Origin of the sequence: Nocardioides sp., assembly GCF_035547795.1 — a bacterium.
Taxonomy (GTDB): Bacteria; Actinomycetota; Actinomycetes; order Propionibacteriales; family Nocardioidaceae; genus Nocardioides.
In genome coordinates, this window is record NZ_DASZUF010000191.1 from 1 (window position 1) to 7,456 (window position 7,456).

Consider the following 7,456-nt stretch of genomic DNA (forward strand, 5'->3'; position numbering starts at 1 on the left):
GCTGACGGCCGGCTCAGACCACGAACGCCTCGGCCCGCCGCATCACCTCGCGTAGGAAGCCGGGCAGCTCGTCGGCATCGTCGATGAACTGGGACGGCTTGACACAGAACGTCGTGAAGCCCTGCTCGATCTGCTCCGCGATCGGTGCCATCGCCGCGCCGAGGTCGGCGCACGAGTCGTCGTCGGGGAACGTCGCGCGGGTGCCGCCGACCATCTCGATCCCGGCCGGGTCCCGGCCGGCGTCGACCAGCGCGCTGCGAAGCATCGCCAGGTCCCCCGACGTGGGGGTGCCGAACGGGTGGAAACCGTGGCCGTAGCGCACCAGCCGGTCGAGCACCGGTCCGTGCACGTGCTGGCCGCCGAACCACATCCGCGGGCCCTCGGGCCGGAACGCCTTGGGCTCCAGGTAGACGTCGGTGAAGTCGAAGAAGTCGCCGTGGAAGCTCGTGGGGGTCTGGCGCCACAGCGCGTCCATGACGGCCAGCTGCTCGTCGAGGATCCTGCCGCGGCGCCCGAACGGCACGCCGAGCGCGGCGTACTCGTCCCTGCTCCAGCTCACTCCCGGCTGCACCACCAGCCGACCCTGCGAGAGCAGGTCGAGCGTGCCGAGCTCGCGTGCCAGCAGCAGCGGGTGTCGCAGCGGCGCCAGCACCGCACTGGCGACCAGGCGGATCCGCGACGTCGCGGCGGCGATCGCGGCCAGCAGCAGCAGCGAGCTCGGCCATGGCGTCGCCGGGTCCTGGTTGCCGGGGGCGGCGTAGGCACGCGGGTTGCTCATCACGCCGTGCGCGCCGGCGTCCGGACCCAGCACGACGTGCTCGCTGAGCATCACCGCGTCGAACCCGGCGTCCTCGGCCTCCCGCGCCCAGCGGACCAGCGCCGGCAGGTCCCGGCCGTCGGCGAGGGTCCAGTTCTCGCTGAGGATCAGCAGCATGCGCGGTGCGGCGGGCATCGAGGCTCCTATCGTTTGGCCACAAACGATAGGGCACGGCCCCCATCCGGTCGAGGATGCACGTTCTAGGCTTGCCGACCGTGGCCAAGAAGAACCGCACCAAGACCGCTCCCGCCTCCGTCGACGGGATCAACCCCCGCGCCGCCTGCCCCTGCGGCTCCGGCAAGCGCTACAAGGCCTGCCACGGCGCGCCCGGCGGCGTCTTCGTGCCGCGGCCCTTCGAGGGCCTGCCGAACGAGTGCGACTGGGTGGCCCTGCGCGAGCTGGTGCCCTCGGCCACGGCGCCGCTGACGATCAAGGGGTACGACGACGTCACCGTGCAGCTGGGCTCGTTGCTGCCGCTGGCCGCCCCGGCGATGCGGCGCGACTCCGGCCAGGTGTGGCTGGGCCTGCAGGTGCAGCACAACTACGGCGACGTCTCCCGCGACCTGGCCGCCGCGCTGCTCGGCGCGCTGGCCGCCGAGGAGTCCGGCATCGTCGGCCTCACCGAGGCGCCCGACGCCGGCCCACGGCTGCAGGACATCGTGCTCGGCGACACCCTCGAGGTGACGGTGCACGAGGGCTTCGACTGGTGGATCGCCGACGTCGAGGACACGACCGGCCTGGAGAGCGCACTCCAGCAGGCGAACGCGGCGGCGCTGCCGACCGCGCGGCTCGCCGGGGTCTCCGCGGCGTACTGGACGAACACGGGGACCAAGGAGCACCTGCGCTGGGTGATGCCGGAGCCCGAGGACGCCCTGCTCACCGCGCTGGCGCGGCTGCATGTCAGCGGTGCCGACGTGATCGTGCCCAGGGCGCGCTTCGTCGGGATGTTCCGCGCGCACGGCCTGCTCGCGCCGGTCTGGGATCTGCCGATGGGCACCGGCGCCGAGGCGCTCGAGGAGCCGGCGCTGGCGTTCAAGGCCGCCCTCGACGCCGCCCTGGCCGACACGTCTGCGCCCAGCGACGAGGTGCGCTCTGCCCGTGCCGGGTTGGCGAACCGTCAGGTCACGATCCGCTGAGTCGCCCGCGACGGTTCGTCGAGCATTCAGCCGCCGGCGGCCCGCACCACGTAGGGCTGCAGCCGGGAGTAGCCCTTGACGGAGGTACGGCGCAACCGCGTCACCTCCAGCGCCGGGTCCTCGCGCAGCACCGCCGCGGCGCCCTCGTCGACGAGCAGCGCGTCGGGCCGCGCGATGGAGGTGAGCCGGGACGCCACGTTGACGGTGGGACCGAAGACGTCGCCCAGCCGGGCCACCACCTCGCCGTAGGCCAGACCCGCCCTGACCTGCGGGAACCGGCTCTCGTCGTCGGCCCCGAGGGCGCAGATGGCCAGCGCGATCCCGGCCGCGACTGCGGCGGAGTCGGCGACGAAGAGCACCGCGTCGCCCAGGGTCTTGATGACGCGGCCACCCCGCTCGACGACCAGCGCCGTACACGCGTCCTCGAACTCCTCCAGCCAGTCGACCAGCTCCTCCTCGGTCAGCGACTTGCTGCGCGAGGTGTAGCCCACGATGTCGACGAAGCAGACGGCCAGCGCCGTCGCAGACGCGCCGGAGAAGCCGGCCAGACCGCGGCCGGCGGCGTTGGCGAGGTGGCGGCGCCAGATGTAGGTCTGCAGGTGCTCGACCCGGGGGAGGACCTGCCCCGCCAGAAGCATCAGATCCTCCCCCGCGCCTGCTCCACGCTCCCGCGCGACATCGGCGAGCAGCGACGTCTGCCACTCGGCCAGGCGCGCGAAGGAGCGGCCCCAGGTGCGGACCAGCGCCGCCTGGCGGTCCGCGTTGAGCACCCCGATCTCGGTCAGCTCACGGGTCATCGCCAGCGCCTCGACGTCGGACCGGGTGAAGGCCACCTCGTCGTCGGCCGCGTGCGGCAGCCCGAGCAGCCGCCACAGCTCGACGGCCACCTCGATGGGTACGCCGGCGGCCTCGGCCACCTCGATCCGGGTGAGGGTCGGCGTCTCCCCTAGGAGATAGCCCTCGACGAGCTCGAGGAGACCCTCGGGCTCGGGCTGCTGGCTCAGCTCTGACCGCCGAACCGCTCGGCGGCCACCTTCTCCAACGCCTCGTGGAACGCCGGCATCTCGACGTTGAGTCGGCGCAGCGCGTCGGCGCTGAGGTGGATCAGCTCCAGCGGCGTGAGCGCCACGATCGAGGCGTTGCGTAGCTTCTGGTTCATGATCGCCGCCTCGCCGATGATGTCCCCGGGGCCCGCCTGTGCGACCTCCTCACCGTCGCGGCGCACGCTGACGGTGCCGTCCAGGATGACGTAGGCCTTGTCGGCCGGGGTGTCCTCCCAGATCGGCGACCAGCCGGCCGGCAGGTTCACCCGGGTGCCGGAGGCACTGATCTTGGCAATCTCGGCGGGCGTGAACATGGAGAAGAACGTGTCAGCCACGGCTGGCCCCTTCGTGTGACGGCGTGTGATGACGGGCTACAGCCACAACGAACGATGACGTGGGGGGCTACGAGGTGGCTACCCCGACGAGAGTGTAGACGCCGAGCACCAGGCAGATGGCCGATCCGGCGAAGTGCAGCACGTGCAGCTTCACGAACCGCAGCAGCTGCTTGCCGACGATGACCGCCAGCCCGCTGACCACCAGCAGCGCGGCCAGCGCGCCGACGAAGATGGCGATCGGCTCCTTGTACTTGGCCACCAGCGAGATGGTCAGCAGCTGCGACAGGTCGCCCCACTCCGCGGCGAAGAGCACCATGAACGCCGCGAGCACCTGGCGCGCGCCGCGCGCCGGCCGGGCCTTCTCGGCGTACTCCTCCTCATCCTCCTCGGCGTTCTGGTGGCTGCGCCCCTCGCGCAGCAGGATCACCGCGCCGGCGAGGAAGATCAGCCCCGCGACGGTGTGGATCAGGTCCTTGGGCAGCAGCGAGGCCACCCCGCCGACTGCGACCGCGAGCACCGTCTGGACCGCGAAGGCCAGCCCCACGCCGATCCAGACGTAGAGCGGGCGGTACCTGGTCGCCAGCACCAGCGTCGCCAGGAACGTCTTGTCGGGCAGCTCCACGACGAAGATCGAGATGAACGCGAGCGCGATCAGGCCAAGCATCAACGATCCTGGTTCCGGTAGGCGGCCTGGGCGGCGGCGAGTACGTCGGCGACCGGCCGGCCCAGTGCGGCTGCCGCGCGGCTGACATCCTCCCATTCGGGCTGGGCGTTCACGACCTCGCCGTCGAGCCGGGCGACCTTGACCGCGATCTCCTGTCCGCCGACGGCGACGGTGGTGAACGCGCGGTCCAACGCGGTCTTGGCGACCTCGTGCTCGCGCACCCCGATGGTGCTGGTCTGACGGAAGACCTCGTGCCGCACCGCCGCGGCCCGCCGCGGGGCGACCAGGACGTGCAGCGTGTACGCCGGGCGGCCCTTCTTCATCAGGATCTGACTCAGCCAGGCGTCGTTCGCGCCGGCCGCCAGCAGCGCCTCCAGCACCGCTGGCCAGGCTCGCGGATCGAGGTCGTCGACGTTCGCCTCGATGACGATCTCCGTGCGGGCGGCGCCGGCGGCCGTGCCGGTGTCACCTGCCAGCACCCGCACCACGTTGGCGTGCCCCTCCGGGTCCCGCACGCCGGCGCCGACACCGACCGCGCGCACCGTCATCGCCGGCTGCGGCCCGTGCTCGGTCGCCAGGGTGGTGAGCAGCGCCGCCGCCGTCGGCGTACAGGCCTCGAAGGCGGCAGGGCCGGCCAGCGACGGCACGCCGGTGAGCAGCCGGGCGACCGCCGGCGGCGGCACCGGCAGCAGGCCGTGCGCGCCCCGGACGGTGCCGGAGCCGACCGCGATCGGGCTGACCACGATCCGCTCGGGGGCGAGGTGTGCGACGGCGGCGCAGACGCCGACGACGTCGGCGATCGCATCGAGCGCGCCGACCTCGTGGAAGTGCACGTCGTCGGGGTGGGTGCTGTGCACGGCCGCCTCGGCCTCGGCCAGCCGCGCGAAGACGGCGCCCGCCCGCAGGCCGTCGGGCAGCGCCGCCAGCAGGGCGCGTACGTCGCGCCAGGTCCGGCGCCGGCTGCTGTCGGCGACCTCGACGTGGCACCGGGCGGCCGTCAGGCCGGCCCGGGTCACCCGCTCCACACTGAGCGTCACCGGCTCCGGGCAGACGGCGTCGACCGCCGCCGCGACGACCTCCAGCGGCACGCCGGCGTCGACGAGGGCACCGAGCAGCATGTCGCCGGACGCGCCCGCCGTGGCGTCGACCCAGAGCGTGGTCATCGCGACCGCCGGGCGATCCGGGCCGCCGCGACGCCGGCGCCGTACCCGTTGTCGATGTTGACCACCGTCACCCCCGGCGCGCACGAGTTGAGCATCGCCAGCAGCGCGGCCAGGCCACCGAAGGACGCGCCGTAGCCCACCGAGGTCGGCACCGCGATCATCGGTACGCCGACCAGCCCCGCCACCACCGAGGGCAGCGCGCCCTCCATGCCCGCCACCACGACCAGGGCGTCGGCCGCCTCCAGCCGCTCCCGGACGGCCAGCAGCCGGTGCAGGCCGGCCACGCCGACGTCGGTGACGATCTCGGCTCCGGCGCCGTGCACCCGCGCGGTCAGCGCCGCCTCGGCAGCCACCGGGCCGTCGGAGGTGCCGGCCGCGACCACCAGGACGGCGCCAGCGGGGTCCGGCAACGGGCCCAGCGTCAGAGCGCGAGCGAGCGGGTCGTGCGCGACCCCGGGCAGCGCGGTCAGCGCCGCCTCGGCAGCCTCCTGGCTGACCCGGGTGGCGAGCACCGCGCGATCCGGGTGGGCGGTGTGCAGCTCACCGAGGATCGCCACGATCTGCTCGGGCGTCTTGCCGGCGCCGTACACGACCTCGGGGTCGCCGGTACGGGCCGCGCGGTCGAGGTCGACACGCGCGAACCCCAGGTCGCTGACTCGCGGATCGCTCTCGCCCACACGGTGAACCTATCGCCAACCTTTGCCCCTTCCCCGTTGAGGTTGTCGGACCTCGGGTGTGGACTGTCGGCATGCCTACCTTCGACTCCTACCCCCAGGGGACACCCTGTTACGTCGAGCTGTACACGCCCGACCAGGAGGCCGCCAAGGCGTTCTACGGCTCCCTGTTCGGGTGGGCACTCACCGATAGCGACCTCGGCAACGGGGCGCACTACACCTCCGCAACCCTCAACGACTCCCATGTGGCCGGGCTCAGCCCGCAGTTCGGGGACATGGCCGACCATCCGGCGTTCTGGAGCGTCTACCTCGCCGTCGACGACGTCGACGCGACCGCCGCCAAGGTGACGGACGCGGGCGGCACCGTCGAGGTCGGCCCGATGGACGTGATGGACCTGGGCCGGATGGCCTCGATCCAGGACCCGACCGGCGCTCGCGTGAATCTCTGGCAGGCGGTGACGGCGGTCGGCACCGAGCTGGCCAACGAGCCGGGCACGCCGATCTGGAACGAGCTGGTCTCGCCCGACCTCGCCACCGCCACCGCCTTCTACGCCACCGTCCTCGGCGCGACCTGGGACAAGGTGACGATGGAGGGCGGCGACTACCTCATGCTCAAGGTCGGCGACCGGCCGGTCGCCGGTGGGCTGCCGCCGATGATGGACGGCATCCCGCCGCACTGGAACGTCTACTTCAACGTCACCGACGTGGACGAGTCCATCGTCAAGGCGGAGTCGCTCGGCGGCCGGCTCGTCGTACCGCCGATGGACATGGCCGACGTCGGGCGGCTGGCCTGCCTCGCGGACCCGCAGGGCGGGATGTTCTGGCTGATGGGGGCGCCCGCCGAGGCGGCCTGAGCGCTACTCGCGCGCGGGGCTGGCGGGATAGACGCCGAGGATCTTGATGTCGGTGGTGAAGAACGCCAGCTCGTCCAGTGCCCGTTTCAGGCCGGGGTGGTCGGGATGTCCGTCCACCTCGGCCAGGAACTGGGTGGCGGTGAACCGGCCGTCGACCATGTACGACTCCAGCTTCGTCATGTTCACGCCGTTGGTGGCGAACCCACCGAGCGCCTTGTAGAGCGCCGCGGGCAGATTGCGCACGTTGAAGATGAAGCTGGTGACCACCGGGCCGGCATCCGGCGGCGCCTGCACGAAGTCGCGGGAGAGGACCACGAACCGGGTGGTGTTGTGGTCCTCGTCCTCGACGTCCTCCAGGAGGACGTCGAGGCCGTAGATCTCGGCTGCCATCGGCGGGCTGATCGCGGCCATGGTCGGGTCGGCCGCCTCCGCGATCTCGCGGGCCGCGCCCGCGGTGTCGCCGGCGATGACAGGGGTCAGCCCGTGCTCGCGGATCACCCTGCGGCACTGGCCCAGCGCGTGCACATGGCTGTGCACGGTGCGGATTCCGGCCAGCGGCGCACCCGGGATGGCCAGCAGGTTGAACCGGATCCGCAGGAAGTGCTCGGCCACGATGTGCAGGCTCGAAGCCGGCAGGAAGTGGTGGATGTCGGCGACCCGGCCGGCGAGGGAGTTGTCGATCGGGATCATCGCCAGGTCCGCACTGGGCTCGACCCCGTCGGCCCCTTCGACGGCGGCGAAGACGTCCTCGAAGGACGCACACGGCACCG

Annotated in this window: 9 protein-coding genes; 2 read left to right on the plus strand and 7 right to left on the minus strand. The window is 72.5% G+C overall.

What is annotated here, in order from left to right; all coding sequences use genetic code 11:
• Positions 1–13: 13 nt before the first annotated feature.
• Positions 14–952, minus strand: a complete 939-nt coding sequence (locus VHA72_RS14330) for a TIGR03619 family F420-dependent LLM class oxidoreductase (RefSeq protein ID WP_325576367.1) — start codon at positions 950–952, stop codon at positions 14–16.
• An 80-nt stretch (positions 953–1,032) separates the two neighbouring features.
• On the opposite strand from VHA72_RS14330, the gene VHA72_RS14335 reads away from it, so the two are divergent.
• Positions 1,033–1,953 (plus strand): DUF5926 family protein, encoded by a 921-nt coding sequence (locus tag VHA72_RS14335; RefSeq protein ID WP_325576369.1) that lies wholly within the window; start codon positions 1,033–1,035, stop codon positions 1,951–1,953.
• A 26-nt stretch (positions 1,954–1,979) separates the two neighbouring features.
• Here the strand turns inward: VHA72_RS14335 and VHA72_RS14340 are convergent, their stop codons facing one another.
• The 5 genes from VHA72_RS14340 to larB all read right to left on the minus strand — a co-directional run bounded on the left by VHA72_RS14340 (position 1,980) and on the right by larB (position 5,835).
• Positions 1,980–2,957, minus strand: coding sequence for an adenylate/guanylate cyclase domain-containing protein (locus VHA72_RS14340; RefSeq protein ID WP_325576384.1), 978 nt, complete (start codon positions 2,955–2,957; stop codon positions 1,980–1,982).
• Positions 2,954–3,331, minus strand: coding sequence for a Crp/Fnr family transcriptional regulator (locus VHA72_RS14345; protein ID WP_325576371.1), 378 nt, complete (start codon positions 3,329–3,331; stop codon positions 2,954–2,956). The genes VHA72_RS14340 and VHA72_RS14345 overlap by 4 nt, the downstream gene beginning before the upstream one ends.
• Before the next feature lie 67 nt (positions 3,332–3,398).
• Complete coding sequence (locus VHA72_RS14350) at positions 3,399–3,995, minus strand: TMEM165/GDT1 family protein (RefSeq protein WP_325576373.1); 597 nt, start codon at positions 3,993–3,995, stop codon at positions 3,399–3,401.
• A complete protein-coding gene (gene larC, locus VHA72_RS14355) occupies positions 3,995–5,158 on the minus strand; it encodes a nickel pincer cofactor biosynthesis protein LarC (protein WP_325576375.1) in 1,164 nt (387 codons plus the stop codon). The genes VHA72_RS14350 and larC overlap by 1 nt, the downstream gene beginning before the upstream one ends.
• Positions 5,155–5,835 carry a nickel pincer cofactor biosynthesis protein LarB gene (gene larB, locus VHA72_RS14360; protein WP_325576378.1) on the minus strand — a complete coding sequence of 227 codons (681 nt, stop codon included), beginning with the start codon at positions 5,833–5,835 and terminating at the stop codon, positions 5,155–5,157. Before larB ends, larC begins: the two co-directional genes overlap by 4 nt.
• Before the next feature lie 71 nt (positions 5,836–5,906).
• On the opposite strand from larB, the gene VHA72_RS14365 reads away from it, so the two are divergent.
• Positions 5,907–6,686: a VOC family protein gene (locus VHA72_RS14365; protein WP_325576380.1), complete on the plus strand. Its 780-nt coding sequence runs from the start codon at positions 5,907–5,909 to the stop codon at positions 6,684–6,686.
• Positions 6,687–6,689: 3 nt separating this feature from the next.
• Here the strand turns inward: VHA72_RS14365 and VHA72_RS14370 are convergent, their stop codons facing one another.
• A complete protein-coding gene (locus tag VHA72_RS14370) occupies positions 6,690–7,454 on the minus strand; it encodes a prephenate dehydratase (protein WP_325576382.1) in 765 nt (254 codons plus the stop codon).
• Positions 7,455–7,456: the final 2 nt, after the last annotated feature.

Excerpts from the sequence above, each read along its gene's own strand:
- VHA72_RS14330 (WP_325576367.1), bottom strand. The coding sequence starts at position 952 with ATGCCCGCCGCACCGCGCATGCTGCTGATCCTCAGCGAGAACTGGACC.
- VHA72_RS14350 (WP_325576373.1), bottom strand. The coding sequence starts at position 3,995 with ATGCTTGGCCTGATCGCGCTCGCGTTCATCTCGATCTTCGTCGTGGAG.
- larC (WP_325576375.1), bottom strand. The coding sequence starts at position 5,158 with ATGACCACGCTCTGGGTCGACGCCACGGCGGGCGCGTCCGGCGACATG.
- VHA72_RS14365 (WP_325576380.1), top strand. The coding sequence starts at position 5,907 with ATGCCTACCTTCGACTCCTACCCCCAGGGGACACCCTGTTACGTCGAG.